This is a genomic window from Roseococcus sp. SDR (assembly GCF_019083995.1).
Taxonomy (GTDB): Bacteria; Pseudomonadota; Alphaproteobacteria; order Acetobacterales; family Acetobacteraceae; genus Roseococcus.
In genome coordinates this window covers 1-24,944 of sequence record NZ_JAHRCU010000010.1, presented here as the reverse complement: position 1 = coordinate 24,944, position 24,944 = coordinate 1, and the positions used below count along the sequence as shown (strand labels likewise).

Below are 24,944 nucleotides of genomic sequence, written 5' to 3'. Positions count from 1 at the left end.
TTCGCGGCATGACGCCGTGATTCAGGGCGATTCCACCCGTCACCCCGGCGGAATCGCCCCATTCGCACGCATTTTATCGCACCAGACCCTGCGGCGCCCGGGCTAACTCCCTCCGACACCCGGAGGGTTGTGCATGCTGCGTCGGATCGAGGCCCTGCCTGGCCCCTTCACCTTCGAGCCCGCCCGCACGGCCACGATCATCATCGACATGCAGCGCGACTTCCTGGAGCCCGGCGGCTTCGGCGCGGCGCTGGGCAATGACGTGTCACAGCTCCACTCGGCCATCGCCCCCTGCGCCGCACTGCTCGCCGCCAGCCGCGCCGCCGGACTGCTCGTGATCCACACGCGCGAGGGCCACCGCCCCGACCTGACCGATTGCCCGCCCGCCAAGCTCACCCGCAGCCCGCCCGGCATGCGCATCGGCGACCCCGGCCCCATGGGCCGCATCCTGGTGCGCGGCGAGGCCGGGCACGACATCATCCCCGAACTGGCGCCGCTCCCCGGCGAGGTGGTGCTGGACAAGCCCGGCAAGGGCGCCTTCTGGGCGACGGACCTCGAGAACATCCTGCGCAACCGCGGTATCGAGGCGCTGCTGGTCGCCGGCGTCACCACCGAGGTCTGCGTCAGCACGACCGTCAGAGAGGCCAATGACCGCGGCTTCCGCTGCGCCGTCATCAGCGATGCCTGCGCCTCCTACTTCCCCGCATTCCACACCGCCGCCCTCGCCATGATCCATGCCCAAGGCGGGATCTTCGGCTGGGTCGCGTCTTCCGCCGCCGCCACCACCGCCCTCAGGGAGAGCCCCGCATGATGCGCACGCAACTCTGGACGCCGGGCGACTGGAACGCCCTGTTCGGCTTCGGCACCAATATCCTGGTCAACCTGCTGGTGCTGACCGGCCTGCTGCGCTTCGTCGTCGGCATGCCGGATGAGATCGTCTTCGGCCGCATCCTGCCCGCGGCCGGCCTCATGATGTTCCTCTCCACCGGCTACTACGCCTGGCTCGGCTGGCGCCTGATGAAGGAGACGGGGCGCTCGGATGTCTGCGCCCTGCCCTCCGGCATTTCAGTGCCGCACATGTTCGTCGTCTGCCTCGTCATCATGATGCCCATCGCGCGGATGACGGGCGATCCGATCAAGGGGTGGGAGGCCGGGCTCACCTGGGTCTTCATCCAGAGCTTCGTGCTCATCTTCGGCGCGCATGCCGCCCCCTGGATCCGCCGCATCACGCCGCGCGCCGCCCTGCTCGGCACGCTGGCCGGCGTCTCCGTCACCTTCATCGCCATGCGCCCGGCGCTGGAGATGTTCATGACGCCGATCCTCGGCCTCATCTGCTTCGCGGTGATCCTCGTCGCCTGGTTCGGCGGCTTCCGCTATCCGCGCAACATTCCGGCGGGGCTGGTGGCCATCGCCTTCGGCCTGGTCATCGCCTGGGGGGCGGCGGCCATCGGCCTCGGCTTCGGCGGCGTGGGGCTGACGGCACTCGGCGCCTCCTTCAGCCAATTGGGGCTGCACATTCCCATCCCCGCCATCGGGCATGTCTTCGGCGGTTTCCAGTTCATCGGCATCATCCTGGTCACCGCCATTCCCTTCGGCATCTATGACCTCGTGGAAGCGCTGGACAATGTGGAGAGCGCCGAAGCCGCCGGCGACCACTACCCCACCACGCGCGTGCTGACGGCGGATGGCGTGGTGAGCCTGATCGGCTGCTGCATGGGCAACCCCTTCATCAACGCCGTCTATATCGGCCACCCGGGCTGGAAATCCATGGGCGGGCGCATCGGCTATTCGGCGGCGACGGGTGTGGCGGTGCTGGTCTTCACCTGGCTCGGCATCGCCTCGGTGCTGCTGGCGCTGGTGCCCGTCGTCGCGATCGCGCCCATCCTGCTCTACATCGGCATGCTGATTGGCGCGCAGGCCTTCCAGGAGGTGCCGAAGGGCCATGCGCCGGCCGTCGTCCTCTCACTCACGCCGCATCTCGCGCATTGGGCGAAGACGCTGATCGATGGCGCGCTGGGGGCCGCCGGCACCAATGCGGCCGCCGTCGGCATGGACAAGCTGATCGGCATGGGCGTGCTCTATCCGGGCCTGGCCGTGATGGGCGAGGGCGCGATCCTGGGTGGCCTCGTGCTCGGCGCCATCGCCGTCTTCATCATCGAGCGCGACTATGTGAAGGCCTCGGGCTTCGCGGCGGCCGGCGCGGTGATGACCTTCTTCGGCCTGATGCATGGCCCGGCGGTGGGCTTCGCGGTGACGCCGGCACTCGCCTTCGCCTACCTCATGGTGGCGGTGTTCCTCATGGCCTGCGCCCGGCAGGAGGGGCAGGCGCCGGCCTGGGTGGAGGATCTGGTGGCGAAGGCCAAGGCGAAGCTGAAGCCCGCGCCCAAGGCCGAAGCTACGGCCGGAACACCGCCAGCAGCACCGTCAGCGTGAGCAGCGAGAGCAGCGTGGAGACCAGGACGGAGGCGCCCGAGGCTTCCGTCCCCACCGCATAGCGCCGCGCCAGCAGGAAGGCATTGGCGCCGGTTGGCAGCGCCGCCGTCACCACCGCCACCGCGATCTCCAGCTCCGAAAGCCCCATCGCCGCCGTGATGGCCCAGACCAGCAGCGGCAGCGCCACCAGCTTGAGCGAGACGGTCACCGACATCTGCTTCCAGGCATGCCGCGCATCGAAGCCGCGCAGGCTGCCGCCCAGGCAGAAGAGCGCCACGGGCGGCGAAGCGGCCCCCAGCAATTCCAGCGTGCGCCGCGCGGCACCCGGCACCGGCAGATGCAGCGTGCTCCAGAGCATGGCGAGGATCACCGCCATCACCACCGGATTGCGCGCCACACCCAGCGCCGTGGTCTTCAGCAGCTTGAGGGGTGCGGCGCGGTCATTCTGCCCGATCTCGGCCACCACCGTCGCAGCCCCCAGCAGCACCATGGAATGCAGGGCCAGGATGGTCAGCAGGATGGAAAGCCCCGGCGTGCCGAAGGCGGCGAGGATGAGCGGAATGCCCATCATCACCGTGTTGCCGTAGCTGACATCGAGCGCCAGCATCCCGCCCGCCGCCAGCCCCATGCCGGCCCGCCGCGCGCCCCAGAGCACCACGGCATAGAGCAGACCCGCCGCAAGGAAATACGCGAAGGCCGCCGCCCCTCCGCCCTGGTGCCCCGCCGTGCCGCTGGCGAAGAGCAGCGCGGGCGCCGCCAGCGAGAAGGCGAAGACGTTCAGCCCCTTGAACCCCGCCGCATCCACGATGTTGCGCGCCGCGCAGAAATACCCGGCGGCGATGATGGCGAAGATCGGCGCCACCACCTCGATCAGGACGAGGAAGGCCTCCCTCACGCGCCGAGCAATCGGGCCGCGAAGCCCGGCAGCCAGGGCTGTCGGCTGCGATGCGTGCGCGCCGCATGCAGCACGGCGCGCACCGCCGCCACGGTCGCCGAGAAATCCTCATTCACCAGCACATGGTCGAACTCGTCCCAATGGGCGAGCTCGGTGCGGGCGGCCTTCATGCGCTTCGCGATCTCCTCGTCGCTGTCCTGGTTGCGGCCGCGCAGGCGGCGCTCCAGCTCCTCGATCGAGGGTGGCAGCAGGAAGATGCCCACCACATCCGCCGGCATCTTCTCGCGCAGCTGCCGGTGCCCCTGCCATTCGATGTCGAACAGCACGTCGCGCCCCGCCGACAGCGCCGCCTCCACCGCCGCGCGCGGCGTGCCGTAGGAGCGGCCGAGGAAGGTCGCATGCTCCAGCAGCTCGTCGGCCGCGACCATGGCCGCGAATTGCTCCTGCGTGCGGAAGAAGTAGTGCACGCCCTCCTCCTCGCCCGGGCGCGGCGCGCGGGTGGTGGCGCTGACGGAAAGCGAGAGCTCCGGCTCGGTCTTCAGCAATTCGCGCGAGACGCTGGTCTTGCCGCCGCCCGGCGCGGAGGCGAGGACCAAGCAAACGCCTCTGCGTGGGGCATCACTCAACATTGGCCGCCTGCTCCCGCAGCCGCTCGATGGCGGCCTTCAACTCCAGCCCGATCCGCGTCAGCGCCACGCTCGCCGATTTGCTGCACAGCGTATTCGCCTCGCGCACGAATTCCTGCACCAGGAAATCGAGCTTCCGCCCCGCCCCCTCGCCTTCCGCCACCAAGGCGCGGGCGGCGGCGAGATGCGCGCCCAGCCGGTCCAGCTCCTCCCGCACATCGGATTTCGCGGCGAGCAGCGCCACCTCCTGCACGAGACGATCCTCGGAGAAGCGCGCGCGTCCACTCTCGCCCAGCAGCGCGTCCAGGCTTTCCATCAGCTTCGCGCGCTGCGCGGCCGGCTGCGTCGCGGCCTCCGTCGCAGCCGCCGCGCACAGCGCCTCGATCTCATCCAAAAGCGCGGTGAGGATGCCCGAAAGCCGCGCCCCCTCCGCCGCGCGCGAATCCCACAGCGCCGCCAGCGCGCGCTGGAAGGCGGCCAGCAGCGCCGCACGGCGCGCCTCCTCCTCCGCCTCGCTCGGCTCGGGCTGTTCGGCGCGGAAAATCCCGGGCAAGCCCAGCAGCGCCTCGGCCCGCGGCTTCTCCGCGCCGAGCCGCGCAGCCAAGGCCTCCGCCAGCTCCACCATCCGGTCGAGGGCCGCCATGTCGGGCGAGAGCGGCGCGCGGCCCTCCTGCTTCAAGGTCAGGCCGATCTGCACATTGCCGCGCTTGAAGCGCTTGGCCGCCGCCTCGCGCGCCGGGCCTTCCAGCGCATCGAGCCCCGGCGGCAGGCGGAAGCGCAGCTCCAGCCCGCGCCCATTCACCGATTTCATCTCCCAGGCGAAGGCGGTGCCATCGGGGAGAAGTCCGGCCTCACGCGCGAAGCCCGTCATGCTGCAGAGACGTTGGGTCATCCCCGCTTGTCCTCCGCGCCGCGCAGCCTGTCCAGGGAGTGTCACCCCTCCGGCAGCAGCCCCCAGCGCCCGGCCAGCAGGATCATCGCCTCCATCATCATGTGCCCGCAAAGCGAGGCCGCCATCCCCTGCACATCATGCCCCGGGCTCACCGTGTTGAAATCCATCGCCACGATGTTCAGCCCGGAGAGGCTGCGCATCAGCTCGATCCCCTCCCGCGCCGTCAGCCCGCCCCAGGAGGGCGTCGCGACACCGGGCGCCACCGACGGGTCGAACACATCCATGTCCCAGCACAGATAGAGCGGCCGGTCCGCCACCACCTCGCGGAACTCGGTCATCGCCTGCGCCGTGCCGCGGCGGATCAGATCCTCCGTCGTCAGCACGCGAAAGCCGAGCTTGTCCGCATGCTTCAGCACGCCGCGCACGCCGGTGAAGCCGCGGATGCCGACATGCCAGGTGGAATTCGGGTCCACCAGGCCTTCCTCGGCGGCATGGGTGAACTGGTTCGACGCATCGAAGGGGTCATCCGGATTGTACGGATAGGCATCCGTGTGGCTGTCCACATGCAGCGCCACCAGCCCCGGATGATGCCGCGCCGCCGCGCGCATGAGCGGCAGCGAGACCGAGCCATCGCCACCGATGCCGATCGGCACCGCGCCCGCCGTCAGGATCGCATCCGCCGCCGCCTCGATCAGCGGATGCGCCTCGGCGATCTTCCCCGGCGTGATGCCCGCGACATCGCCGGCATCCACCGCGCCCAGCAGCGTCGGGATATCCACATCCGCCAGCGTGGGATGATGCCGCCGCGTCAGCCCCGATTGCGCGCGCACGCTGGCCGGCCCCTCGCGGCTGCCGATGCGGAAGGGGTGGATGCCGCAATCAAACGGCACGCCCAGAATGGCCACGCGATTGCCCGGCCCCGGCGCACCCGCGGGCATGCCCATGAAGGTCAGCGGCGGCGTGAAGGGGGAGGCCATGGATCGCAGCTCCAGCAGAGTTCCGGACAAGTCTTGTGCATCGCGGGAGGCTCGGTCAATCTCACGCCAGACAGCAGGAGATGCGCCGTGAGTGTCGAGACCAGCCGCCGTTCCCTCCTTCTCGCCGCGGGCCTCGGCCTGCCCGCCGGCCTTGCCAGCGCCCAGTCGCTGGATGCGATCCGCCAGCGCGGCACGCTGCGCATCGTCACCACCTCCGCCTCGCCGCCGCATGGCTTTCTGGACCCGACGACGAACACGCTGCGCGGCATCATGTTCGAGGTGGGCGAATCCGTCGCGCGGCGGATCGGCGTGCGCGCCACCTTCTCCGAAGTGCCCTTCGGCAGCCTGATCGGCGAGATCACGAGCGGCCGCGCCGACCTCATGTCGGCCCCCCTCTTCATCACGCCCGCCCGCGCCGAGGTGCTGGATTTCTCGATCCCCATCTATGGCTGGGGCGAGGGCTTCGTGACGCGCGGCAACAACAACCGCGCCTACCCCGACCTCAACGCCCTCTCCGGCCAGAATGTCGGCGCCCAGGTCGGCACCGTGCAGCTCGAGATGCTGCGCGCCGTCCCCGGCATCCGCGAGGTGCGGACCTATCCCGACGCGCCCACCATGCTGCTGGACCTGCGCGCCGGCCGCATTGACGTGGCCCTCATCGACCCGCCCAGCATCGCCTATCAGCTCCGCGCGCGGCGCCTCACCGACCTCAAGCTCGTCCAGGGCTATACGCCCGTGAATCGCTGGCAGATCGGCATGGCGGTCGCCAAGGGCAACGCGACGCTGCTCGCCGCCGTGAACACGGCGGTGGCAGCGATCAAGGCCGAGGGCGAGCTGCTGCGCATCCTCACCAGCTGGGACATCCCCGACACGCTGATCCCTTGAGCTGATGGCCGAGCTCTGGGCTGAAATCCTGCTCTACATGCCCGCGCTGCTGCGCGGCGCGGTCTGGACGCTGGCGCTCGCCGCCTGCTCGGCCGTGGGTGCCGTCACCGTCGGCCTGCTCGTCTGCGGCGCGCGCATGTCCGGCGTCACGCTGCTCTCGGCGCCCGCACGCGGCTTCATCTCGCTCATCCGCGGCACGCCGCTGCTGCTGCAGATCTTCTACATCTATTACGGCCTGCCCGAGCTCGGCATCGTCATGCCCGCCTTCGTGGCGGGCGTCCTCGCGCTCAGCCTCAATTTCGGCGCCTATCTGGCCGAGCTCTTCCGCGGCGGCATCCAGGCGGTGGATCGCGGCCAGCGCCAGGCGGCCCTCGCGCTGGGCCTCAGCCCGCTGCAATCCTTCGCGCTCGTGGTCGCCCCCCAGGCCTTCCGCACCATCCTGCCCGCGCTCGGCAATTACGCGACGGTGCTGGTGAAGGAGACCTCGCTGGTTGCCACCATCTCGGTGCTGGAGCTCATGCGCTCGGGCGAATTGCTGGCGAGCGCCACCTTCCGCGTGCTGCTGATCTACAGCCTAGTGGCGCTGATCTACTACACGATCTGCACGCTCATCGCCCGCCTCTTCGTCACCGCCGAGCGCCGCGCCGCCATCCCCGGCTCGCTCGCCGCCGAGGTGATGGGCGGCAGCAAGGACGCGATCCTCTCGCGCAGCCTCTCGACACGGAGCGAGGCGCCCGCCAAATCCGCCTGAACCTCAGCGGGACTGGATATGGGCATCCTCATCACCGGCGCCTCGGCCGGGCTTGGCGCGGCGCTGGCGCGCGAATGCGCCGCCCCCGGTGTCACCCTGCATCTCTCGGCGCGCGACGTGACGCGCCTGGCCGCCACCACCACCGCCTGCGCGGCGAAGGGCGCCACGGTGCACCCGGTCGGCCTCGATGTCCGGGACGCCGCGGGCATGCGGGCCTGGATCGCAGGCGCCGGGCGGCTCGATCTCGTCATCGCCAATGCCGGCATCAGCGCCGGCACGGGCACCGGCATGGAAGCGCCCGAGGTGGTGCGCGACATCTTCGACACCAATGTGACCGGCGTGCTGAACACCTGCCTGCCCGCCATCGAGGCCATGGTCGAACAGCCGCCGGGTGCCGATGGGCTGCGCGGCCGCGTCGCCGTCATCGCCTCCATCGCCGCCTTCGTGGCCGGCCCCACCGCGCCCGCCTATTGCGCCAGCAAATCCGCCGTGCAGCGCTGGGCCGAGGCGCGCGATGCCACGGAGCGCCAGCGCGGCATCCGCCTGCACGCCATCTGCCCCGGCTTCATCCGCACCGCCATCACCGACCGCAACGCCTTCCCCATGCCCGGCCTGATGGAGCCGGAGGAGGCCGCGCAGCGCACGCTCGCCGGCATCCGCGCCGGCAGGCTGCGCGTGGTCTATCCCTGGGGCCTCTATGCGATGAGCCGCGTGACCGGCGCGCTGCCCCCCACCTGGCGCAACGCGCTGCTGATGCGCTTCGAGCCGAAGGCGGCTTGACGCACCCGCCCGCCCGGCCGATCTCCTCGCCACCAGCATCCGGGAGACCCGCATGACCACGCCGCGCCGCCTCGCCCTCGCCTTGCCCGCGCTCGCCCTCGCCGCGCCACGCCTCGCGCGCGCCCAGCAGGCCCGCCCCATCCGCATCGTCGTGCCCTTCGCCGCGGGCGGCGCTGCCGACAGCGCGACGCGCAGCATCACCCCCCGCATGAGCGAGCGCCTTGGCACCTCCATCGTCGTCGAGAACCGCACCGGTGCCAGCGGCTCGGTCGGCGGCGGCGAGGTCGCCCGCAGCGCGCCCGATGGCACCACGCTGCTGATGGACGCCTCCAGCCACATCGTGAACCCGAGCCTGCTGCGCGGCCTGCCCTTCGACTACGCCACTGCCTTCACCCCCATCTCGCTGGTCTGCACCTTCCCGCAGGTGCTGGCCGTGAAGGCCGACCTGCCGGCCCGAAACCTGGCCGAGTTCATCGCCCTGGCCCGCCGCCAGCCGCTCAACATCGGCACCCAGGGGAACGCCACAGCCGGCCATCTCGGCCTCGCCCAGCTCAACCGCGCGGCCGGCATCGAGACGACGCACGTCCCCTATCGCGGCGGTGCCGATGCGGCGCGCGATCTCGCGGCCGGCACGCTGGATGGCTGCTTCATCACCATGCTCTCGGCCGGGCCCATCGTGGATAGCGGCCGCGCGCGCTTCATCGCCGTCTCCGCCGCGCAGCGCGTGCCGCTCCGCCCCGAGATCCCGACCTTCGCCGAGCTCGGCACGCCGGGCATCGAGATCAGCGAATGGGCCGCCCTCTTCGCCCCCGCCGGCACGCCCGCCGCCCCCATCGCCGCCATCCATGCGGCGCTGGTGGCGACGCTGGCCGAGGCGCCGGTCCAGGCGCGCCTCGCCCAGCTTGCCGCCGTGCCGGTCGGCAACAGCCCCGAGGATTTCGCCCGCTTCGTGACGCAGGGCCGCGCCAGCATGGCCGAGCTGGTGCGCGTGGCGAATATCCGCATTGAATAGGCGCGCACTCCTGGCCTTCGCGCTGCTGCCGGGGGTCGCCCGCGCCGAGGCGCCCGAGGTACTGGAACTCGCCGGCCAGCCCGTGCTGGAGCTGGCTCGCCACCCCGCCGTCGGCCCCCGCCTGCGCTCCATGGCGGCCGGCCGGCAGCGCCTCGTCAGCGACACGCTGCGCGGCGCCGGCCCGCCACTCGCCGTCACCGCCCCCTGGATCCACGGCTACGGCGTGACAGCCGAGGCGCGCGTCTTCCTGGGCTTCGACACCCAGACGGAATCCGTGGTGATCCTGCTGCTGGAGGGGGACCGGCCCTCCCTCTTCATCCCGCCCCGCGTGGCGCCCTGGCCCGCCGCCTTGCGCCCCGCCCTGATGGAGTTCGCCCCCGAGATGGCGGCGCAGATGCGCTTCAACGAGCCAGCAGCCAGGCCCTGACCGCCGGGTCCTCCGTCACCCCGGCCGCCCGGCGCCGCGCCTCCCGCGCCGCATCGCCGTCCCCCAGACGGTCCAGCACATGGGCGCGCGTCGCCCACCAGGGCTGGTAGCCAACAAGCGCCTCCGCCATCCCGTCCAGCTCGCGCAGGGCCGCATGCGCCTGGCCCGCCTCGGCCAGTGCCGCCGCCCGCGCCACCAGCACGCCCGCCATGGGCGAAAGCCGCGCCGGCACGTCATAGAGGCCCAGCAAGGCCCCGCTGCGATCGGCCCCGGTCAGCCGCATTTCCACATGCACGGACTGGATCGCAGCCTCGATCTGGAACCGCCCGAGTGTCGCCGCCCGCGACGCCTCACGCAGCAGCGCCTCCGCCTCGGCCAGCAGCCGACGGGACCAGGCAAAGGGGCTCTGCTCCAAGAGCGGCACGAAGCCGCCCAGCTGCTCCTTGCTGTCGGCATAGGGCCCGTCCTGCACATGGCGCTGTCCGTCACGCAGGCGCAGCGTCGTGGCGAGCATGGCCGGCTCCAGCCCCTGCCCGCCGCGCATGATCCCGGCCTGGCCGAGCGCCCCCATGTAGCTGGCCCAGGCCCCCCAATAAGCGGGCGCGGCGGCGGGGTCCTGGCGCTTGGCCACCTCGCGGGGCGGCTCGGCGACGAGCAGGGCGTATTGCATGGCGTGGTCTCCTGGGTTGTGAGGGATCATCCCCTCGACGCCATGAGCCGCGAGCCTCCCGGATTTCGACAGCGCCCGCAAAAGAAAAAGGGGCGAGAGGTTGCCCCCTCGCCCCTTGTTCGGGACGCGCCGTGGAAGGCCGGCTTACGCCGCCTCCTGCTCCTCGGTCGCTTCCGGCTTCGGGCCGCTGTCCAGGCCCTTGGCGGCCACGTCGCGGTCCACCAGCTCGATCACGGCCATGGCGGCGGCATCGCCGTAGCGGAAGCCGGCCTTGAGCACGCGGCAATAGCCGCCATTGCGCGTCTTGTAGCGCTCGGCGATCGTGGTGAAGAGCTTCTCGACCACCGCGTCATCCATGACGATCGCATGCGCCTGGCGGCGGGCATGCAGGCCACCGCGCTTGGCGAGCGTGATGAGGCGCTCCGTATAGGGGCGCAGCTCCTTCGCCTTGGGCAGCGTGGTGGTGATCTGCTCGTGCTTCAGCAGGCTGGTCGCCATGTTGCGGAACATCGCCGCGCGATGGGTCGAGGTGACGCCCAGCTTCCGATTGGCCATACCGTGACGCATAACAAGTCTCCATCAGCGGCCAGGGCCGCAATCACCAATTCAAACCGCGCCTGCCAGCGACAAGCGCCCAACCCAGAGGATCCGGCCGCACCGCGGCCGGCGCCGCCCAACCACCCTAGCCACCCGCGAGACCGCGGCGCGGCGAAGCCAAGGCGGCGGAGCCGCCGCCCGGCGCTTGAGGGCCGTTAAAACGGATCCTCGATCCGCTTCGCCAGATCCTCGATGTTCTCCGGCGGCCAGCCCATAACGGGCATGCCCAGCGAAAGCCCCATCGAGGCCAGCACTTCCTTGATCTCGTTCAGCGACTTGCGGCCGAAATTCGGCGTCCGCAGCATTTCCTGCTCGGACTTCTGCACCAGGTCGCCGATATAGACGATGTTGTCGTTCTTCAGGCAGTTCGCCGAACGGACCGACAGCTCCAGCTCGTCCACCTTGCGCAGCAGGTTGCGGTTGAAGGGGAGGTCGTCCTCCACCTCGTCGCGGGCCTTCTCGCGCGGCTCTTCGAAGGTCACGAAGAGTGCGAGCTGGTCCTGGAGGATGCGGGCGGCGAGCGCCACGGCGTCCTCGGGGACGATCGTGCCATTGGTCTCGAGCGAGAGCACCAGGCGGTCATAGTCGGTCACCTGGCCCACGCGGGTCGGCTCGACCTTGTAGGAGACCTTGCGGACCGGTGAGTAGATCGCATCCACCGGGATCATGCCGATCGGCGCATCCTCGGGGCGGTTCATCGCGGCCGGCACATAGCCACGGCCGACCTGCACCGTGAGCTCCATGGAGAGCTTCGCGCCGTCATCCAGCGTGCAGATCACCAGCTCGGGGTTCGCGATCTCGATGTCGCCCGTGGTCTGGATCATCGCGGCGGTGACTTCGCCGGGGCCGGTCGCCGTGAGCATCAGGCGCTTGGCGCCCTCGCCATTGTAGCGGATGGCCAGCTGCTTCAGGTTCAGGATGATGTCGGTGACATCCTCGCGCGCGCCGGTCAGGCTGCTGAATTCATGCAGCACGCCGTCGATCTTCACGCCCGTGACCGCCGCGCCCTGCAGCGAAGAGAGCAGGATGCGGCGCAGCGCATTGCCCAGCGTCTGGCCGAAGCCACGCTCCAGCGGCTCGGCCACCAGGGTCGCCTGACGCAGATCGGTGCTGCCCGACTCGACCTGGAGCTTCTCGGGCTTGATCAGGGATTGCCAGTTGCGTTCGAGCAAGGGTGTCTCTCCTTGAGCGGATCGGCTCCCGGCCAGGGCCGGGCGGGATGCTCACAAAACCAAAAATCCGCGGGCGCGGCCGTCACCGGCGCACCCGCGGTCTCAAAGCGCGAAGCTCAGACGCGCCGGCGCTTGCGCGGGCGGCAGCCATTGTGCGGGATGGGCGTCACATCGCGGATCGCCGTCACGTGGAAGCCCACCGACTGCAGCGCGCGCAGCGCCGACTCGCGGCCCGAACCGGGGCCCGAGACCATCACCTCGACGGTCTCCATGCCATGCTCGCGGGCCTTCATGCCGGCATCCTCGGCGGCCATCTGGGCGGCATAGGGCGTGCTCTTGCGGCTGCCCTTGAAGCCCTTCGAGCCCGAGGAGGACCAGGCGATGGAATTGCCCTGGGCGTCCGTGATGGTCACGATGGTGTTGTTGAAGGTCGCCAGAACATGCGCCACGCCGGAGCTGATGTTCTTGCGCTCTTTCTTCTTCGGGCGGGAACCGCCGGGGCTGCGAGCCATTACTTCGTCACCTTCTTCTTACCGGCAATGGCCACGGCCTTGCCCTTGCGCGTGCGCGCATTCGTGTGCGTGCGCTGGCCGCGCACCGGCAGACCACGGCGATGCCGCAGGCCGCGGTAGCAGGCCATGTCCATGAGGCGCTTGATGTTCATCGCCACTTCGCGGCGGAGGTCACCCTCCACGCGGTAGTCGCGGTCGATCACCTCGCGCAGCTTCACGATCTCTTCATCGGTCAGCTGGTTCACGCGGCGCTCGGCCGGAATCCCCACCTGCTCACAGATCGCCACCGCGTTCTGCGGGCCGATGCCGTAGATATAGCGCAGCGAAATCACCACGCGCTTGTTGGTGGGGATGTTCACGCCAGCGATACGCGCCACGTTCTAGCTCCTGTGGCCCCCGGGAGGGCCCGTCTTATGGTTACCGCGGTTCCGGTTGCCCGGCCTTACGGCGAAATTTTCAAACCCCGAACGCCTGCCCGGGCGACTCGTGCCCTAGAGTGGACAGGCAAAACAAAACGCGGCCGAAGAGTGCCCTGGAGACACGCCGCGCCCGTGGAAGGCGCGCACATAGAACCAAGGCTGTCCCCGCGTCAAGCCGTCGGCGAAAGAATCCTCGTCAAAGCGATGGTCACGTCGGACATGTCCGCCATGCCATCCACGCTGCGCAGCTTGCCCTGCGCGGCATAATAGGGAAGCAGCGGCGCCGTCTGGCTGTGATAGGCGGCCAGGCGCGCCCCCACCGTCTCCGCCTTGTCGTCGGCGCGGCGGGTGAACTCGGTGCCGCCGCACACGTCGCACACGCCGGCCACCTTCGGCTGCTTGAAATGGTCGTGGTAGCCCTCGCCGCACTTGCCGCAGGTGAAGCGACCCGAGATGCGCTCCACCAGCGCCGCGTCATCCACCTTGAGCTCGATGACATGGTCGAGGACCATGCCGTTCTCGCGCAGCATCTCATCCAGCGCGGCCGCCTGAGGCGCCGTGCGCGGAAAACCGTCCAGGATGAAGCCCTTGGCCGCATCCGGCTGCTTCACGCGCGAGGCGATCATCGCGGTGATGATCGAATCGGGCACCAGCGCACCGCGCTCCATGATGGCCTTGGCCTCAAGCCCGATGGCCGAGCCCGACTTCACCTCGGCCCGCAGCATGTCGCCGGTCGAGACCTGCACCAGGCCGAAGCGCTGCTCCAGGATCTTCGCCTGGGTGCCTTTGCCGGCGCCCGGGGGCCCCAGAAGGATCAGGTTCATGCGTCTCTCCCTAGCGCGGCCTGGGGCCGCGACCGCCCAGACGGGCTTTCTTGATCAGGCCCTCATATTGGTGGGCGAAGAGATGTGACTGCACCTGCGCCACCGTGTCCATCGTGACGGTCACGATGATCAGGAGGGACGTGCCGCCGAAGTAGAAGGGGACGCCGTAGTTCGAGATCAGGATCTCGGGGATGATGCAGACGATGCAGAGGTAGATGGCGCCCACCACCGTCAGTCGCGTCAGCACCCGGTCGAGGTAGTCGGCGGTGTGCTGCCCGGGCCGGATGCCGGGCACGAAGCCGCCATACTTCTTCAGGTTGTCCGCCGTCTCGGTCGGGTTGAACACCACGGCCGTGTAGAAGAAGGCGAAGAACACGATGAGCGCCATGTAGAGCCCCATATAGAGGGGCTGACCATGGGCCAGCATGTTCGCCATGCTCTGCAGCCAGGTATCCGCCGTGCGATCCGTGCTGAAGCCCGCGATGGTGGCCGGCAGCAGCAGCAGCGAGGAGGCGAAGATCGGCGGAATGACGCCCGCCGTGTTCAGCTTCAGCGGCAGATGCGTATTCTCGCCGCCGAACATCCGATTGCCCACCTGGCGCTTCGGATACTGCACGGGGATCCGCCGCTGGGCGCGCTCCATGAAGACCACGAGGGCGATGGTGCCGAGCGCGGCCAGCAGGAAGAAGATGATGAAGAAGGTGGAGAGCGCGCCCGTCCGGCCCAGCTCCAGCGTGGAGACCAGCGCCGAGGGCAGATTCGCGACGATGCCCGCGAAGATGATGAGCGAGATGCCGTTGCCCACGCCGCGCGCGGTGATCTGCTCGCCCAGCCACATCAGGAACATGGTGCCGCCCACCAGCGTGATCACGCAGGAGATGCGGAAGGCCATGCCCGGATCGGCCACCGCCGAACCGGTCGTGCCGCGAATCCCTTCGAGCCCGACGGAAATGCCGTAGGCCTGCACGATGGCGATCACCAGCGTCAGGTAGCGCGTGTATTGGTTGAGCTTCTTGCGCCCGCTCTCGCCTTCCTTCTTCAGCGCCTCCCAGGAGGGAATCGCCGCCGTCATCAACTGGACGATGATCGAGGCCGAGATATAGGGCATGATGTTCAGGGCGAAGACCGTCATGCGGCCCAGCGCGCCACCCGTGAACATGTCGAACATGCCGAGGATGCCGCCGCCATGCTGGCGCAGCATCTCACCCATCACGGCCGCATCCACCCCTGGCACCGGGATATAGGTGCCAAGGCGATAGACGATCAGGGCGCCGAGCGTGAACCAGATGCGGTTCTTCAGCTCGGTCGCCTTCGAAAGCACGCCGAAATTCAGGCTGTTCGCGAGCTGATCCGTGGCCGACGCCATGCCCTAAACCTCCTGAGACCTGTCCATGCCGCCTGGCGAAGTCCCGCGGATCACTCCGCGGCGGCTTCCGCCGCCGGCGCAGCGGCCAGCACAGTGACCGTGCCGCCCGCCGCCTCGACCGCCGCGATGGCGGCCGCCGAAGCGCCGGAGACGGAGATCTTCACCGCGCGCTTGATCTCGCCCTGGCCGAGCAGACGCACGCCGGCAAACTTCTTGCCCTGGCGGACGATGCCGGCCTCGCGCAGCGCGGCCTCGGTGATCTCGGCATCGGCGGAGAGCTTGCCGGCCTCGATCGCCTTGTCCAGCGTGCCGATGTTCAGCGCCGTGTATTCCAGGCGGAAGATGTTCTTGAACCCGCGCTTCGGCAGACGCCGATAAATCGGGAGCTGACCACCCTCGAAGCCGTTCAGCGAGACGCCGGTGCGGGCCTTCTGGCCCTTCACGCCACGGCCGGAGGTCTTGCCCTTGCCGGAGCCGATGCCGCGACCGACGCGCTTGAACTTCGGCCGCGCGCCCTCGTTGTCACGCAATTCGTTGAGCTTCATGACCATGTCCTTTGAAGGAATGACCGCGTTGCCGCGATCAGCCCTCCACCTTGATGAGATGCGCCACCTTGCGGATCATGCCGCGCACCGCGGGCGTATCCTCCAGCTCGCGCGAGCGGTTGATCTTGTTCAGGCCGAGGCCGATCAGCGTCTCCTGCTGACCGGGCTTCTTCCCGTTGCCCGACGCGACCTGCGTCACCCGGACCGTCTTCTTCTCAGACATTGGCCACAGCCTCCGGCGCCGCCTCGGCGGCCCCATCCTTGCGCGGACCCATCAGGTCAGCGACCTTCTTGCCACGGCGGTTCGCCACGCTGCGCGGGCTGGTCGCCTGCGAGAGAGCGGCGAAGGTCGCCTTCACCATGTTGTGCGGGTTGGTCGAGCCGGTGCACTTCGCCACCACGTCGCCCATGCCCAGCGTCTCGAAGACGGCGCGCATCGGGCCGCCCGCGATGATGCCCGTACCGGCCGGGGCCGAACGCAGCACCACCTTGCCGGCGCCGAAGACGCCGACCACGTCGTGGTGGAGCGTGCGGCTCTCGCGCATCGGAACGCGGATCATGCCCTTCTTGGCGCGCTCGGTGGCCTTGCGGATCGCCTCCGGCACTTCACGCGCCTTGCCCGAACCCCAGCCCACGCGGCCCTTCTGGTCACCCACGACGACGAGGGCTGCAAAGCTGAAGCGACGGCCACCCTTCACCACCTTCGCGACGCGGTTGATCGTGACCAGCTTGTCCTGCAGCTCGTCACCCTGCTCCCGCTCGGGCTGGTTGCGGTTCTGGTCGCGGTCGCGGCCACGGCCACGCCCCCGGTTCTCGCCATCGCCGCCACTGCGCGGTTCACGTGCCATATTCGATCTCCCCGCGGCTCAGAAGGACAGGCCGCCCTCGCGGGCGGCCTCCGCCAGCGCCTTGACGCGGCCATGATAGAGGAAGGGCCCACGGTCAAAGACCACCGCGGAAACCCCGGCGGCGAGCGCACGCTCGGCCACCAGCTTGCCCACCGTGACGGCGGCGTCCTTGTCGGCGCCCGTCTTCAGGCTCGAACGAAGGTCCTTCTCCAGCGTCGAGGCGGCGGCGACGGTCCGGCCAGCGGCGTCGTCGATCACCTGGGCGTAGATGTGACGGCCCGAGCGGAAGACCGACAGGCGAGGACGGCCACCGCCCTTCACCTTGATCTGGTAGCGCAGGCGCGCCCGACGGCGATCCCGCAATGCGAGTTTGTCGGCCATTACTTCTTCTTCCCCTCCTTCCGGAGGATGGTTTCATTGTCGTACTTCACGCCCTTGCCCTTATAGGGCTCGGGGCCGCGATAGGCACGGATCTCGGCAGCCACCTGGCCGACCTTCTGCTTGTCCACGCCCTCGACCTTGATCGCGGTCGGGCGCTCGCAGCTGATCTTGATGCCGGCGGGAACCGGGTAGCGGATCTCATGGCTGTAGCCGAGGTTCAGCACCAGATCGTTGCCGACCACGGCCGCCTTGTAACCGGTGCCGGTGATTTCCATGGACTTCGAGAAGCCCGTGGAGACGCCCTGCACCATGCCCTCGACCAGGCTGCGCGTCGTGCCCCAGAGGGTGCGCTCACGCACGCTCTTGCCACGCGGCAGCACGGCCACTTCGTTCGCGCGGATGTCGAGATCCACCGCGTCCGTCAGGTCGAGCTTCAGCTCACCGAGCTTGCCCTTGGCCACCAGCGTGCGGCCGGCCAGCGAGAGCTGGACGCCGGCAGGCACGGGGACCGGATATTTACCAACGCGAGACATGCTGGCCCCCGATCAGAACACGCGGCAGAGGACTTCGCCGCCAACATTGGCAGCGCGGGCCTCGGCATCGCTCATCACGCCACGCGGCGTGGACAGAATGGAGATCCCGAGGCCGCTGTAGAACTTCGGCAGCTCCTTGATCTTGGAGTAGACGCGGCGGCCCGGCTTCGAGACGCGCTTGATCTCCTTGATGGCGGGCTCGCCCTCGGAATATTTCAGCTCGATCTCGATCTGGCTGACGCCGGCGCGCAGCTCCTCCACGCGCCAGGCGCGGATGTAGCCCTCGCGCTTCAGCACGTCGAGCACGTCGGTCTTCAGGCGCGAGGCCGGGGCGACGCAACGGGTCTGGCGGGCGCCATGGGCGTTGCGGATGCGGGTGAGCAGGTCACCCAAGGGGTCGGACATGGACATGGGCCAGGCTCCTTACCAGCTCGCCTTGACCACACCGGGGAGCTGGCCCTTGTTGGCCAGGTCCCGCAGCTGGTTGCGGCTGAGCTTGAACTTCCGGTAGTTGCCACGCGGGCGCCCGGTCAATTCGCAGCGCAGGCGGATGCGGTTCTTCGCACCGTTGCGCGGCATCTGCGCGAGCTTCAAGGTCGCCTCGAAGCGGTCCTCGATCGGCGTCTCGCGGTTCATCACGATCGCCTTCAGCGCGGCGCGCTTCTTGGCGTGCGCCGCGGTCAGCTTCTCGCGGCGCTTGTTCTTCTCGACAGAAGAGGTCTTGGCCATTTGGTCTGTGGTCCTCCGGAACCTGCCAGCCTCAAGCTGGCGGTTTTCCAATGATTCAGTTGACGAAGGGGAGATCGAAAGCCTTCAGCAGCGCCTTGGCTTCCTTGTCCGTCTTCGCCGTCGTGACGAACACGATGTCCATGCCGCGCACCTGATCAACCTTGTCGTAGTTGATCTCGGGGAACACGATCTGCTCCTTCAGGCCGAGCGCATAATTGCCACGACCGTCGAAGCCACGATTGCCGGGGATGCCGCGGAAGTCACGGACGCGCGGCAGCGCGATCGTGACCAGGCGGTCCAGGAACTCGTACATGCGGGCCTTGCGCAGCGTGACCTTGCAGCCGATCGCCTGGCCCTCGCGGATCTTGAAGCCCGCGATCGCCTTCTTGGCCCGCGTGCGCACCGGCTTCTGGCCGGCGATCATCGTCAGGTCCGCGACCGCGGCGTCGAGCTTCTTCTGGTCGCCGGCGGCTTCGCCCACGCCCATGTTGATCACGATCTTCTCGAGTTTCGGCACTTCCATCGGGTTCGTGTAGCCGAACTCGTCCTGCAGCTTCTTGCGGACGACCTCGTTGTACACGACCTGCAGGCGCGTCGGCTCGGACCAGGAGGCGGCAGCCGGGCCGGGGGCGGCCGGCACGGCCTCCACGCGGCGGTTGCTGACCTCGCCGGCCTCGGGCTTCTTCGCCGCGGGCTTGTTCTTGTTGCCGGGCGCGTTGCCCTTCTTCGTCCCGCTCATGCGTCGAGCACCTCACCAGAGCCCTTGGCCACGCGAACCTTCTTCCCATCCTCCAGGACGCGGAAGCCGACGCGGGTGGGCTTGTCCGTCTTCGGGTCAATCAGCGCCAGGTTGGACAGGTCGATCGTCGCCTCCTTGGAGACGATGCCACCGGTCTCGCCCACGCGCGTCTGCTTCGTGTGCTTCTTGACCAGGTTCACGCCCTGCACCACGGCGCGGTTTTCGGTCGGGATCACGCGCAGCACCTCGCCGCGCTTGCCCTTGTCGCGGCCCGAGAGCACGTGCACCCGGTCGCCCTTCTTGATCTTGGCGGCCATGATTACAGCACCTCCGGCGCCAGCGAGATGATCTTCATGAACTTGCGCGCGCGCAGCTCACGAACGACCGGCCCAAAGATACGGGTGCCGATCGGCTCGTTCGACTTGTTGATCAGCACGGCCGCATTGCGGTCGAAGCGGATCGCCGAGCCGTCCGGGCGGCGGACGGGATAGGAGGTGCGCACGATGACCGCGCGCTCGACCGAGCCCTTCTTCACCTTGCCGCGGGGAATGGCTTCCTGCACGGCGACGACGATGATGTCACCGACGGACGCCGTGCGGCGCTTCGAGCCACCCAGCACCTTGATGCACTGCACCCGGCGCGCGCCGCTGTTGTCAGCGACGTCGAGGTTGGATTCGACCGAGATCATGCCGCCGCTCCTTCACCGATCGGCGCGCCGTTGCGGGCGACGACCATCCAGGTCTTGCGCTTGCTGATCGGCGGGCACTCCTCGATGGAAACGAGGTCGCCCTCCTTGCAGAGGTTGGTTTCGTCATGCGCCGCGTACTTCTTCGAGCGGCGAATGAACTTCTTGTAGAGCGGATGCATCACGCGACGCTCGACCAAGACGGTGATCGTCTTGTCCATCTTGTCGCTGACAACCCGCCCGGTGAGGACTCGCTTCGGCATGGCCGGGGTCTCCTCTTCAGGCCTTGGCGGCCGCGCGCGAACGCTCGGCCAGGACGGTTTTCACACGGGCGATATCACGACGAACCGCCTGGATGCGGCCCGTCGCTTCCAGCTGCCCGGTGGCACGCTGGAAACGCAGGTTGAACTGCTCCTTCCGAAGGTCGAGCAGCAGGCCGCCCAACTCATCTTCCGTCTTGGTGCGGATGTCCACGATCTTGGTCATGACCTCAGGCCTCCGTCGCGCCGAGACGCGCGACAATCTTCGTGCGGATCGGCAGCTTCGCCGCACCGAGGGACAGCGCCTCACGCGCCGTGTCCACGGGGACGCCGTCGATCTCGAACATGATCCGGCCCGGCTTCACGCGGGACACCCAGAATTCCGGCGCGCCCTTGCCCGAACCCATGCGGACTTCCGCGGGCTTGGAGGAGACGGGCACATCCGGGAAGATGCGGATCCACACGCGGCCCTGGCGCTTCATCGCACGGGTGATCGCGCGGCGGGCCGCCTCGATCTGCCGCGCCGTCACGCGCTCAGGCTCCAGCGCCTTCAGGCCATAGCCGCCGAAGGACAGCGTGAAGCCGCCCTTGGCCACGCCCTTGATGCGGCCCTTATGGGCCTTCCGATACTTGGTTCGCTTCGGCTGCAACATGTCAGTTCACCTGTGTTACCGCTGGGGCGCTTGTTCTTGCGCGCGCTTGTCCTGCGCGCTCGGATCATGGGCCATGATCTCGCCCTTGAAGATCCAGACCTTCACACCGCAGGTGCCATAGGTCGTCTTCGCGGTCGCAACACCATAGTCGATGTCGGCGCGCAGCGTGTGCAGGGGCACGCGGCCCTCGCGATACCACTCCATGCGCGCGATCTCGGCGCCACCCAGGCGGCCGGAGCAGTTGATCCGGATGCCCAGCGCGCCCAGGCGCATGGCGGACTGCACGGCGCGCTTCATCGCGCGGCGGAAGGCCACGCGGCGCTCCAGCTGCTGCGCGATGCTTTCGGCCACCAGCACGCTGTCGAGCTCGGGCTTGCGGATTTCGAGGATGTTCAGCGACACCTCGGCGCCCGCCTTGACCGAAAGGTCCTTGCGCAGCGTGTCGATGTCCGCACCCTTCTTGCCGATGACGACACCGGGGCGGGCGGCGTGGATCGTCACGCGCGGCTTCTTCGCCGGGCGCTCGATCACCACCTTCGACACGCCGGCGGACTTCAGCTTGTCCTTCAGCGTCTCGCGCAGCTTCAGGTCGTCATGCAGCAGGCGCGCATAGTCGCGGCCGGCATACCAGCGGCTGTCCCAGGTGCGGTTGATGCCCAGGCGCAGGCCGATCGGATTGACTTTGTGACCCATGTTAAGCTGCCTTCGCTTCGCTGGACGCCGCCGGCGCCTGCTGTTCCGCGACCACGATCTTCAGGTGGCTGAACCACTTCTCGATGCGCGACGACTTGCCACGCCCGCGGGCCGCGAAGCGCTTCATCACGATCGAACGGCCCACCTCGGCGCGGGCCACCACAAGGCGGTCCACATCGAGCTGGTGGTTGTTCTCCGCATTGGCGATCGCGCTCTCGAGCGTCTTCTTCACCGTCTGCGCGATGCGGCGCTTGCTGAAGGTCAGCGTCGCGACGGCGTCCTGCGCCTTCGCGCCGCGGATCATCGCAGCCACCAGGTTGAGCTTCAGCGGGCTCACGCGGATGTTGTGCGTGATGGCCTGCGCTTCCGTGTCCGCGAGACCGCGGGCGTGTTTCGGCTTGCTCATGGGTTAGCCCCGCTTCGCCTTCTTGTCGGCCGAGTGACCCCCGAAGGTCCGCGTCGGCGAGAATTCGCCGAGCTTGTGGCCAACCATGTTCTCCGTGACCTGCACGGGCAGGAACTTCTTGCCGTTGTAGACCCCGAAGGTGAGGCCCACGAACTGCGGCAGGATCGTGCTCCGGCGCGACCAGGTCTTGATCAGCTCATTGCGGGTGGAGCCGCGAGCGGCCTCCGCCTTGGTGAGCAGGTAGCCGTCCACGAACGGCCCTTTCCATACACTGCGCGGCATCGCGATCAGCCCTTCGTCGCGTTGCGGCGGCGCACGATATTGCGATCCGTCCGCTTGTTGTTGCGCGTCTTCGCACCCTTGGTCGGCTTGCCCCACGGCGTCACCGGATGGCGACCACCGGAGGTCCGGCCCTCACCACCACCATGCGGGTGGTCGACGGGGTTCATGGTCACGCCGCGGTTATGCGGCTTGCGACCCAGCCAGCGGCTGCGACCCGCCTTGCCCAGATCCTGGTTGCTGTTGTCCGGGTTGGACACGGCACCGATGCTGGCCACGCACTCGCTGCGCACGGTGCGCAGCTCGCCCGACATGAGCTTGACCTGCGCGAGGCCGGCATCCTTGCCGACCAGCTGCGCGAAGGTGCCGGCGGAACGCGCCACCTTGGCGCCCGCGCCCGGCTTCAGCTCGATGTTGTGGATCACCGTGCCGACCGGGATCGCACCCAGCGGCATGGCGTTGCCCGGCTTGATGTCGGCCTTGTCGGACGCGATCACCGTGTCGCCCACCTTCAGGCGCTGCGGCGCCAGGATGTAGGCGATCTCGTTGTTCGTGTACTTGATCAGCGCGATGAAGGCGGTGCGGTTCGGATCATACTCGATCCGCTCCACCGTCGCCGGCACGCCCCAATTGGCGCGGCGCTTGAAGTCCACGATGCGGTAGGACTGCTTGTGGCCGCCCCCACGGAACCGCACGGTGATGCGCCCATGGTTGTTGCGGCCGCCGGAGTGGCTCTTGCCCTCCGTCAGCCCCTTGACCGGCTTGCCCTTCCACAGGGCGGAGCGGTCGATCAGAACCGTGCCGCGGAGGCTCGGCGTCGTCGGGTTGAAGTTCTTGAGCGACATCGCTTAGCTGAGCCCCGTGGTCAGATCGATGCTCTGGCCATCGGCCAGGCGCACCATCGCCTTCTTCCAATCCGAGCGCTGGCCAGGACGGCCCTTGAAGCGCTTGGCCTTGCCCTTCATGACCAGCGTGTTCACCGCGAGCACGCTCACGCCGAACAGCCCCTCGACCGCCTGCTTGATCTCAGGCTTGGAGGCATCCATCGCGACGCGGAAGGCATACTGGCCCTTCTCGCTCATCACGGTCGCCTTCTCGGTCACGAGCGGCGAGAGGATGCACTGGTACATCCGCTCGGCGCTGATCTTCGGCGCAGCCTTCGGCTTGCTGATGGAAGCACTCATGCCAGGCGCTCCTTCAGGGCTTCGACGCCGGCGCGGGTGACCACGAGAACGTCATGGTTGAGGATGTCGTACACATTCGCACCCGCCGTCGGCAGGGCGTCCATGCCCGGGATGTTGCGCAGCACGCGCGCGAAGTGATCATTCACCTCGGCGTCGATCACCAGCGCCTTCGTCCAGCCCAGCGCCTTGACCTGCTTGGCCATGGCGGCGGTCTTGGCCGTCTGGTCGGCCGTCGCGGCGTCGAGCACCACGAGCTTGCCGTCCTTGGCCTTCTGGCTGAGGGCGGAGATCAGGCCCAGGCGACGGACCTTCTTGTTCAGGCTGTAGCCATGGTCGCGCACGACCGGGCCATGCACCACGCCGCCCTTGCGGAACTGCGGGGCGCGCAGCGAGCCCTGGCGGGCCGAGCCCGTGCCCTTCTGGCGATAGGGCTTCTTGGTCGTACCCGAAACCTCGCCCATGCCCTTGGCCTTGTGGGTGCCGGCGCGGCGCTTGGCCAGCTGCCAGTGAACCACGCGGGCCATGATGTCGGCCCGGGGAGCGGCGGCGAAGATCTCGTCCGGCAGCTCGGCCTGGCCGGCCGGCGCATTGTCCAGAGTGATGACGGAAACTTGCATGGACCTGACCTCAGACCGTCGCAGTGGGGAACGGCGCATCGGCCGGCCGCGCGCGCTTCACGGCGTCACGCACCAGCACATAGCCGCCGGCGGAGCCCGGGATGGAGCCCTTGATGAGCAGCAGGCCGCGCTCCGCATCGTGACCGGCGATCACGAGGTTCTGCGTGGTGATGCGCTCGACGCCGAGATGGCCCGCCATCTTCTTGTTCTTGAAGGTCTTGCCCGGATCCTGGCGGTTGCCGGTGGAGCCGTGCGAGCGGTGGCTGATGGACACGCCGTGCGAGGCCTCGAGGCCCGCGAAGTTCCAGCGCTTCATCGCGCCCGCGAAGCCCTTGCCCTTCGAGGTGCCCGTGACATCGACCTTCTGGCCTGCCACGAAATGGGCGACCGTCAGCGCCGTGCCAGGCTCGACGAGGGCGGCCGGGTCCACGCGGAACTCCGTCACCTTCAGCGGCGCTTCGACGCCAGCCTTGGCGAAGTGGCCGCGATTGGCCTTGGAGACGTTCTTGGCCTTCGCCTTGCCGATGCCGACCTGGAGGGCGGTGTAGCCATCCTTCTCGGCCGTGCGCTGCGCCACGACGCGGACGGCGTCGAGGTGGAGCACGGTCACCGGCGTGGTGGTGCCATCATCATTGAAAAGACGGGTCATGCCGAGCTTGCGCGCGATCAACCCGGTACGGACCTGGGTGGCCATGATTCCGTCCTCAGATCTTGATCTCGACGTCCACGCCGGAGGCGAGGTCGAGCTTCATCAGCGCGTCCACGGTCTGCGGGGTGGGGTCGACGATGTCGAGAAGCCGGCGATGCGTCCGAATCTCGAACTGCTCGCGGCTCTTCTTGTCCACGTGAGGCGAGCGGTTCACCGTGAAACGCTCGATCTGCGTCGGCAGCGGGATCGGACCCCGCACGCGCGCACCGGTCCGCTTCGCGGTCTGCACGATCTCCCGCGTGCTGCCATCCAGCACGCGGTGATCGAACGCCTTGAGGCGGATGCGGATATTTTGGCTGTCCATGGTGGGTGGCCCGCTTACTTCGCGATGCTGGCGACGACGCCGGCGCCGACGGTGCGGCCACCTTCGCGGATCGCGAAGCGCAGGCCCTCATCCATCGCGATCGGCGCGATCAGCTCGACATCCATCGAGACATTGTCGCCC

39 protein-coding genes and 1 pseudogene are annotated in these 24,944 nt (G+C 68.6%); 7 read left to right on the top strand and 33 right to left on the bottom strand.

Features of this window, described 5'->3' with window-relative positions; all coding sequences use genetic code 11:
* Positions 1-133: 133 nt before the first annotated feature.
* Positions 134-811 (top strand): cysteine hydrolase family protein, encoded by a 678-nt coding sequence (locus KTR66_RS12725; protein WP_213612987.1) that lies wholly within the window; start codon positions 134-136, stop codon positions 809-811.
* Positions 808-2,433 carry a hypothetical protein gene (locus KTR66_RS12720; RefSeq protein ID WP_213612986.1) on the top strand — a complete coding sequence of 542 codons (1,626 nt, stop codon included), beginning with the start codon at positions 808-810 and terminating at the stop codon, positions 2,431-2,433. Before KTR66_RS12725 ends, KTR66_RS12720 begins: the two co-directional genes overlap by 4 nt.
* Here the strand turns inward: KTR66_RS12720 and KTR66_RS12715 are convergent.
* Genes KTR66_RS12715 through KTR66_RS12700 form a run of 4 tightly spaced genes read right to left on the bottom strand, consistent with a single transcriptional unit; the run spans position 2,396 to position 5,823 of the window.
* Entirely contained in the window at positions 2,396-3,328 is a 933-nt protein-coding gene (locus tag KTR66_RS12715) for an AEC family transporter (protein ID WP_213612985.1), read from the bottom strand. The genes KTR66_RS12720 and KTR66_RS12715 overlap by 38 nt on opposite strands.
* Complete coding sequence (gene gmk, locus KTR66_RS12710) at positions 3,325-3,957, bottom strand: guanylate kinase (RefSeq protein ID WP_213612984.1); 633 nt, start codon at positions 3,955-3,957, stop codon at positions 3,325-3,327. The genes KTR66_RS12715 and gmk overlap by 4 nt, the downstream gene beginning before the upstream one ends.
* Complete coding sequence (locus KTR66_RS12705) at positions 3,947-4,846, bottom strand: YicC/YloC family endoribonuclease (RefSeq protein WP_213612983.1); 900 nt, start codon at positions 4,844-4,846, stop codon at positions 3,947-3,949. Before KTR66_RS12705 ends, gmk begins: the two co-directional genes overlap by 11 nt.
* A 41-nt stretch (positions 4,847-4,887) precedes the next feature.
* Complete coding sequence (locus tag KTR66_RS12700; RefSeq protein WP_213612982.1) at positions 4,888-5,823, bottom strand: arginase family protein; 936 nt, start codon at positions 5,821-5,823, stop codon at positions 4,888-4,890.
* An 87-nt stretch (positions 5,824-5,910) separates the two neighbouring features.
* Here KTR66_RS12700 and KTR66_RS12695 point away from each other — a divergent pair, with 87 nt between their 5' ends.
* Genes KTR66_RS12695 through KTR66_RS12675 form a run of 5 tightly spaced genes read left to right on the top strand, consistent with a single transcriptional unit; the run spans position 5,911 to position 9,678 of the window.
* Positions 5,911-6,708 (top strand): ABC transporter substrate-binding protein, encoded by a 798-nt coding sequence (locus KTR66_RS12695; RefSeq protein WP_213612981.1) that lies wholly within the window; start codon positions 5,911-5,913, stop codon positions 6,706-6,708.
* 4 nt (positions 6,709-6,712) lie between these two features.
* Positions 6,713-7,459: an amino acid ABC transporter permease gene (locus tag KTR66_RS12690; RefSeq protein WP_213612980.1), complete on the top strand. Its 747-nt coding sequence runs from the start codon at positions 6,713-6,715 to the stop codon at positions 7,457-7,459.
* 18 nt (positions 7,460-7,477) lie between these two features.
* Positions 7,478-8,239 carry an SDR family oxidoreductase gene (locus tag KTR66_RS12685; protein WP_213612979.1) on the top strand — a complete coding sequence of 254 codons (762 nt, stop codon included), beginning with the start codon at positions 7,478-7,480 and terminating at the stop codon, positions 8,237-8,239.
* Between the two features lie 52 nt (positions 8,240-8,291).
* On the top strand, positions 8,292-9,251 hold the full coding sequence (locus tag KTR66_RS12680) for a tripartite tricarboxylate transporter substrate binding protein (protein WP_213612978.1): 960 nt from the start codon (positions 8,292-8,294) through the stop codon (positions 9,249-9,251).
* Entirely contained in the window at positions 9,244-9,678 is a 435-nt protein-coding gene (locus KTR66_RS12675; protein ID WP_213612977.1) for a hypothetical protein, read from the top strand. The genes KTR66_RS12680 and KTR66_RS12675 overlap by 8 nt, the downstream gene beginning before the upstream one ends.
* On the opposite strand, the gene KTR66_RS12670 is transcribed toward KTR66_RS12675, so the two are convergent.
* The 29 genes and pseudogenes from KTR66_RS12670 to tuf form a co-directional block, all read right to left on the bottom strand.
* A complete protein-coding gene (locus KTR66_RS12670; RefSeq protein ID WP_213612976.1) occupies positions 9,653-10,348 on the bottom strand; it encodes a YciI family protein in 696 nt (231 codons plus the stop codon). The genes KTR66_RS12675 and KTR66_RS12670 overlap by 26 nt on opposite strands.
* Before the next feature lie 144 nt (positions 10,349-10,492).
* Positions 10,493-10,915, bottom strand: coding sequence for a 50S ribosomal protein L17 (gene rplQ, locus KTR66_RS12665; RefSeq protein ID WP_213612975.1), 423 nt, complete (start codon positions 10,913-10,915; stop codon positions 10,493-10,495).
* Between the two features lie 185 nt (positions 10,916-11,100).
* A complete protein-coding gene (locus tag KTR66_RS12660) occupies positions 11,101-12,117 on the bottom strand; it encodes a DNA-directed RNA polymerase subunit alpha (RefSeq protein WP_213612974.1) in 1,017 nt (338 codons plus the stop codon).
* Positions 12,118-12,233: 116 nt separating this feature from the next.
* A complete protein-coding gene (gene rpsK / locus KTR66_RS12655; protein WP_213612973.1) occupies positions 12,234-12,629 on the bottom strand; it encodes a 30S ribosomal protein S11 in 396 nt (131 codons plus the stop codon).
* The gene (gene rpsM / locus KTR66_RS12650) at positions 12,629-13,006 is read right to left on the bottom strand and encodes a 30S ribosomal protein S13 (RefSeq protein ID WP_213612972.1); all 378 of its coding nucleotides are present in this window, start codon (positions 13,004-13,006) and stop codon (positions 12,629-12,631) included. The genes rpsK and rpsM overlap by 1 nt, the downstream gene beginning before the upstream one ends.
* 212 nt (positions 13,007-13,218) lie before the next feature.
* On the bottom strand, positions 13,219-13,872 hold the full coding sequence (locus KTR66_RS12645) for an adenylate kinase (RefSeq protein ID WP_213612971.1): 654 nt from the start codon (positions 13,870-13,872) through the stop codon (positions 13,219-13,221).
* A gap of 10 nt (positions 13,873-13,882) precedes the next feature.
* A complete protein-coding gene (gene secY, locus KTR66_RS12640) occupies positions 13,883-15,238 on the bottom strand; it encodes a preprotein translocase subunit SecY (RefSeq protein WP_213612970.1) in 1,356 nt (451 codons plus the stop codon).
* Positions 15,239-15,288: 50 nt separating this feature from the next.
* The gene (rplO, locus tag KTR66_RS12635; protein ID WP_213612969.1) at positions 15,289-15,783 is read right to left on the bottom strand and encodes a 50S ribosomal protein L15; all 495 of its coding nucleotides are present in this window, start codon (positions 15,781-15,783) and stop codon (positions 15,289-15,291) included.
* 37 nt (positions 15,784-15,820) lie between these two features.
* On the bottom strand, positions 15,821-16,006 hold the full coding sequence (gene rpmD / locus KTR66_RS12630) for a 50S ribosomal protein L30 (RefSeq protein WP_213612968.1): 186 nt from the start codon (positions 16,004-16,006) through the stop codon (positions 15,821-15,823).
* Complete coding sequence (gene rpsE, locus KTR66_RS12625; protein WP_213612967.1) at positions 15,999-16,631, bottom strand: 30S ribosomal protein S5; 633 nt, start codon at positions 16,629-16,631, stop codon at positions 15,999-16,001. The genes rpmD and rpsE overlap by 8 nt, the downstream gene beginning before the upstream one ends.
* Positions 16,632-16,649: 18 nt before the next feature.
* The gene (gene rplR / locus KTR66_RS12620) at positions 16,650-17,012 is read right to left on the bottom strand and encodes a 50S ribosomal protein L18 (protein WP_213612966.1); all 363 of its coding nucleotides are present in this window, start codon (positions 17,010-17,012) and stop codon (positions 16,650-16,652) included.
* On the bottom strand, positions 17,012-17,545 hold the full coding sequence (gene rplF / locus KTR66_RS12615; protein ID WP_213612965.1) for a 50S ribosomal protein L6: 534 nt from the start codon (positions 17,543-17,545) through the stop codon (positions 17,012-17,014). Before rplF ends, rplR begins: the two co-directional genes overlap by 1 nt.
* Before the next feature lie 12 nt (positions 17,546-17,557).
* Positions 17,558-17,956 carry a 30S ribosomal protein S8 gene (gene rpsH / locus KTR66_RS12610; protein ID WP_213612964.1) on the bottom strand — a complete coding sequence of 133 codons (399 nt, stop codon included), beginning with the start codon at positions 17,954-17,956 and terminating at the stop codon, positions 17,558-17,560.
* 12 nt (positions 17,957-17,968) lie between these two features.
* A complete protein-coding gene (gene rpsN, locus KTR66_RS12605) occupies positions 17,969-18,274 on the bottom strand; it encodes a 30S ribosomal protein S14 (RefSeq protein ID WP_213612963.1) in 306 nt (101 codons plus the stop codon).
* A 55-nt stretch (positions 18,275-18,329) separates the two neighbouring features.
* Positions 18,330-19,013: a 50S ribosomal protein L5 gene (gene rplE / locus KTR66_RS12600; protein ID WP_213612962.1), complete on the bottom strand. Its 684-nt coding sequence runs from the start codon at positions 19,011-19,013 to the stop codon at positions 18,330-18,332.
* Positions 19,010-19,330, bottom strand: a complete 321-nt coding sequence (gene rplX, locus KTR66_RS12595; RefSeq protein ID WP_213612961.1) for a 50S ribosomal protein L24 — start codon at positions 19,328-19,330, stop codon at positions 19,010-19,012. Before rplX ends, rplE begins: the two co-directional genes overlap by 4 nt.
* A gap of 2 nt (positions 19,331-19,332) precedes the next feature.
* Positions 19,333-19,701 carry a 50S ribosomal protein L14 gene (gene rplN / locus KTR66_RS12590; RefSeq protein ID WP_213612960.1) on the bottom strand — a complete coding sequence of 123 codons (369 nt, stop codon included), beginning with the start codon at positions 19,699-19,701 and terminating at the stop codon, positions 19,333-19,335.
* Positions 19,698-19,961 (bottom strand): 30S ribosomal protein S17, encoded by a 264-nt coding sequence (gene rpsQ, locus KTR66_RS12585; RefSeq protein WP_213612959.1) that lies wholly within the window; start codon positions 19,959-19,961, stop codon positions 19,698-19,700. Before rpsQ ends, rplN begins: the two co-directional genes overlap by 4 nt.
* A gap of 16 nt (positions 19,962-19,977) precedes the next feature.
* Complete coding sequence (gene rpmC, locus KTR66_RS12580) at positions 19,978-20,184, bottom strand: 50S ribosomal protein L29 (protein ID WP_213612958.1); 207 nt, start codon at positions 20,182-20,184, stop codon at positions 19,978-19,980.
* A 4-nt stretch (positions 20,185-20,188) separates the two neighbouring features.
* On the bottom strand, positions 20,189-20,611 hold the full coding sequence (gene rplP, locus KTR66_RS12575) for a 50S ribosomal protein L16 (protein ID WP_213612957.1): 423 nt from the start codon (positions 20,609-20,611) through the stop codon (positions 20,189-20,191).
* Positions 20,612-20,626: 15 nt separating this feature from the next.
* Positions 20,627-21,304: a 30S ribosomal protein S3 gene (gene rpsC / locus KTR66_RS12570; protein ID WP_213612956.1), complete on the bottom strand. Its 678-nt coding sequence runs from the start codon at positions 21,302-21,304 to the stop codon at positions 20,627-20,629.
* 1 nt (position 21,305) lies between these two features.
* Entirely contained in the window at positions 21,306-21,710 is a 405-nt protein-coding gene (gene rplV / locus KTR66_RS12565; protein ID WP_213612955.1) for a 50S ribosomal protein L22, read from the bottom strand.
* Between the two features lie 3 nt (positions 21,711-21,713).
* Entirely contained in the window at positions 21,714-21,992 is a 279-nt protein-coding gene (gene rpsS, locus KTR66_RS12560; protein WP_213612954.1) for a 30S ribosomal protein S19, read from the bottom strand.
* A gap of 5 nt (positions 21,993-21,997) precedes the next feature.
* Positions 21,998-22,834: a 50S ribosomal protein L2 gene (rplB, locus tag KTR66_RS12555; RefSeq protein ID WP_213612953.1), complete on the bottom strand. Its 837-nt coding sequence runs from the start codon at positions 22,832-22,834 to the stop codon at positions 21,998-22,000.
* Positions 22,835-22,837: 3 nt separating this feature from the next.
* Positions 22,838-23,134, bottom strand: a complete 297-nt coding sequence (locus KTR66_RS12550) for a 50S ribosomal protein L23 (RefSeq protein ID WP_213613154.1) — start codon at positions 23,132-23,134, stop codon at positions 22,838-22,840.
* Between the two features lie 35 nt (positions 23,135-23,169).
* Positions 23,170-23,790, bottom strand: a complete 621-nt coding sequence (gene rplD / locus KTR66_RS12545) for a 50S ribosomal protein L4 (protein ID WP_213612952.1) — start codon at positions 23,788-23,790, stop codon at positions 23,170-23,172.
* 10 nt (positions 23,791-23,800) lie between these two features.
* A complete protein-coding gene (rplC, locus tag KTR66_RS12540; protein WP_213612951.1) occupies positions 23,801-24,484 on the bottom strand; it encodes a 50S ribosomal protein L3 in 684 nt (227 codons plus the stop codon).
* Between the two features lie 10 nt (positions 24,485-24,494).
* Positions 24,495-24,803, bottom strand: a complete 309-nt coding sequence (gene rpsJ / locus KTR66_RS12535; RefSeq protein ID WP_131550998.1) for a 30S ribosomal protein S10 — start codon at positions 24,801-24,803, stop codon at positions 24,495-24,497.
* Positions 24,804-24,817: 14 nt separating this feature from the next.
* A pseudogene (gene tuf, locus KTR66_RS12530) lies at positions 24,818-24,944 on the bottom strand (elongation factor Tu); the annotation flags it as partial.

Coding starts and splice junctions, on each gene's coding strand:
- KTR66_RS12725 (WP_213612987.1), top strand. CDS start 134: ATGCTGCGTCGGATCGAGGCCCTGCCTGGCCCCTTCACCTTCGAGCCC.
- KTR66_RS12720 (WP_213612986.1), top strand. CDS start 808: ATGATGCGCACGCAACTCTGGACGCCGGGCGACTGGAACGCCCTGTTC.
- gmk (WP_213612984.1), bottom strand. CDS start 3,957: ATGTTGAGTGATGCCCCACGCAGAGGCGTTTGCTTGGTCCTCGCCTCC.
- KTR66_RS12705 (WP_213612983.1), bottom strand. CDS start 4,846: ATGACCCAACGTCTCTGCAGCATGACGGGCTTCGCGCGTGAGGCCGGA.
- KTR66_RS12700 (WP_213612982.1), bottom strand. CDS start 5,823: ATGGCCTCCCCCTTCACGCCGCCGCTGACCTTCATGGGCATGCCCGCG.
- KTR66_RS12690 (WP_213612980.1), top strand. CDS start 6,713: ATGGCCGAGCTCTGGGCTGAAATCCTGCTCTACATGCCCGCGCTGCTG.
- KTR66_RS12685 (WP_213612979.1), top strand. CDS start 7,478: ATGGGCATCCTCATCACCGGCGCCTCGGCCGGGCTTGGCGCGGCGCTG.
- KTR66_RS12680 (WP_213612978.1), top strand. CDS start 8,292: ATGACCACGCCGCGCCGCCTCGCCCTCGCCTTGCCCGCGCTCGCCCTC.
- KTR66_RS12670 (WP_213612976.1), bottom strand. CDS start 10,348: ATGCAATACGCCCTGCTCGTCGCCGAGCCGCCCCGCGAGGTGGCCAAG.
- rplQ (WP_213612975.1), bottom strand. CDS start 10,915: ATGCGTCACGGTATGGCCAATCGGAAGCTGGGCGTCACCTCGACCCAT.
- rpsK (WP_213612973.1), bottom strand. CDS start 12,629: ATGGCTCGCAGCCCCGGCGGTTCCCGCCCGAAGAAGAAAGAGCGCAAG.
- KTR66_RS12645 (WP_213612971.1), bottom strand. CDS start 13,872: ATGAACCTGATCCTTCTGGGGCCCCCGGGCGCCGGCAAAGGCACCCAG.
- secY (WP_213612970.1), bottom strand. CDS start 15,238: ATGGCGTCGGCCACGGATCAGCTCGCGAACAGCCTGAATTTCGGCGTG.
- rplO (WP_213612969.1), bottom strand. CDS start 15,783: ATGAAGCTCAACGAATTGCGTGACAACGAGGGCGCGCGGCCGAAGTTC.
- rpmD (WP_213612968.1), bottom strand. CDS start 16,006: ATGTCTGAGAAGAAGACGGTCCGGGTGACGCAGGTCGCGTCGGGCAAC.
- rpsE (WP_213612967.1), bottom strand. CDS start 16,631: ATGGCACGTGAACCGCGCAGTGGCGGCGATGGCGAGAACCGGGGGCGT.
- rplR (WP_213612966.1), bottom strand. CDS start 17,012: ATGGCCGACAAACTCGCATTGCGGGATCGCCGTCGGGCGCGCCTGCGC.
- rplF (WP_213612965.1), bottom strand. CDS start 17,545: ATGTCTCGCGTTGGTAAATATCCGGTCCCCGTGCCTGCCGGCGTCCAG.
- rpsH (WP_213612964.1), bottom strand. CDS start 17,956: ATGTCCATGTCCGACCCCTTGGGTGACCTGCTCACCCGCATCCGCAAC.
- rpsN (WP_213612963.1), bottom strand. CDS start 18,274: ATGGCCAAGACCTCTTCTGTCGAGAAGAACAAGCGCCGCGAGAAGCTG.
- rplE (WP_213612962.1), bottom strand. CDS start 19,013: ATGAGCGGGACGAAGAAGGGCAACGCGCCCGGCAACAAGAACAAGCCC.
- rplX (WP_213612961.1), bottom strand. CDS start 19,330: ATGGCCGCCAAGATCAAGAAGGGCGACCGGGTGCACGTGCTCTCGGGC.
- rplN (WP_213612960.1), bottom strand. CDS start 19,701: ATGATCTCGGTCGAATCCAACCTCGACGTCGCTGACAACAGCGGCGCG.
- rpsQ (WP_213612959.1), bottom strand. CDS start 19,961: ATGCCGAAGCGAGTCCTCACCGGGCGGGTTGTCAGCGACAAGATGGAC.
- rpmC (WP_213612958.1), bottom strand. CDS start 20,184: ATGACCAAGATCGTGGACATCCGCACCAAGACGGAAGATGAGTTGGGC.
- rplP (WP_213612957.1), bottom strand. CDS start 20,611: ATGTTGCAGCCGAAGCGAACCAAGTATCGGAAGGCCCATAAGGGCCGC.
- rpsC (WP_213612956.1), bottom strand. CDS start 21,304: ATGGGTCACAAAGTCAATCCGATCGGCCTGCGCCTGGGCATCAACCGC.
- rplV (WP_213612955.1), bottom strand. CDS start 21,710: ATGAGCAAGCCGAAACACGCCCGCGGTCTCGCGGACACGGAAGCGCAG.
- rpsS (WP_213612954.1), bottom strand. CDS start 21,992: ATGCCGCGCAGTGTATGGAAAGGGCCGTTCGTGGACGGCTACCTGCTC.
- rplB (WP_213612953.1), bottom strand. CDS start 22,834: ATGTCGCTCAAGAACTTCAACCCGACGACGCCGAGCCTCCGCGGCACG.
- rplD (WP_213612952.1), bottom strand. CDS start 23,790: ATGCAAGTTTCCGTCATCACTCTGGACAATGCGCCGGCCGGCCAGGCC.
- rplC (WP_213612951.1), bottom strand. CDS start 24,484: ATGGCCACCCAGGTCCGTACCGGGTTGATCGCGCGCAAGCTCGGCATG.
- rpsJ (WP_131550998.1), bottom strand. CDS start 24,803: ATGGACAGCCAAAATATCCGCATCCGCCTCAAGGCGTTCGATCACCGC.